1 protein-coding gene is annotated in these 474 nt (G+C 68.9%); it reads left to right on the forward strand.

The window, feature by feature from the left end; all coding sequences use genetic code 11:
• Positions 1-8: 8 nt before the first annotated feature.
• Positions 9-474: hypothetical protein (locus tag EF384_RS09975; RefSeq protein WP_369406836.1), on the forward strand; the 466-nt coding region annotated here is incomplete at its 3' end.

Raw genomic sequence — 474 nt, forward strand, 5'->3', positions numbered from 1 at the left:
GGGGGGAGGTGGAGTTCTGCCCCAAAGGATCCTTTGTCACCGGGTTCCAATTGAAGGTGGAGCCCCCCCAGGGGACGTTCCGTGATGACACCGCGCTGAATGGGATCCGACTGCTGTGCAATGAGAGGGGGGTGATCACGTCCAGCGAGGGGCACTGGGGGCAGTGGCTCCCAGCCCAGGGCTGCCCGCGCTCTTCCCGCATCATTTCCTTCCGCCTCCGCGTGGAGCCGTCCCNCTGGGGGCAGTGGCTCCCAGCCCAGGGCTGCCCGCGCTCTTCCCGCATCATTTCCTTCCGCCTCCGCGTGGAGCCGTCCCGGGGGCTGTGGGACGACACGGCCGCCAACGACGCCGCTTTCTTCTGCTCCGACGGCACCACGTTGGAGGGCGGGGGGGGCGTCCGGGGGCTGTGGGGCAATTGGAGCGAGTCGTGCCCCCCAAATGTGGGGGTTTGCGGGCTGCGCACCCGCGTCGAAG

Origin of the sequence: Aerococcus agrisoli (genome assembly GCF_003797145.1) — a bacterium.
In the GTDB taxonomy this organism is placed as follows: domain Bacteria; phylum Bacillota; class Bacilli; order Lactobacillales; family Aerococcaceae; genus Aerococcus; species Aerococcus agrisoli.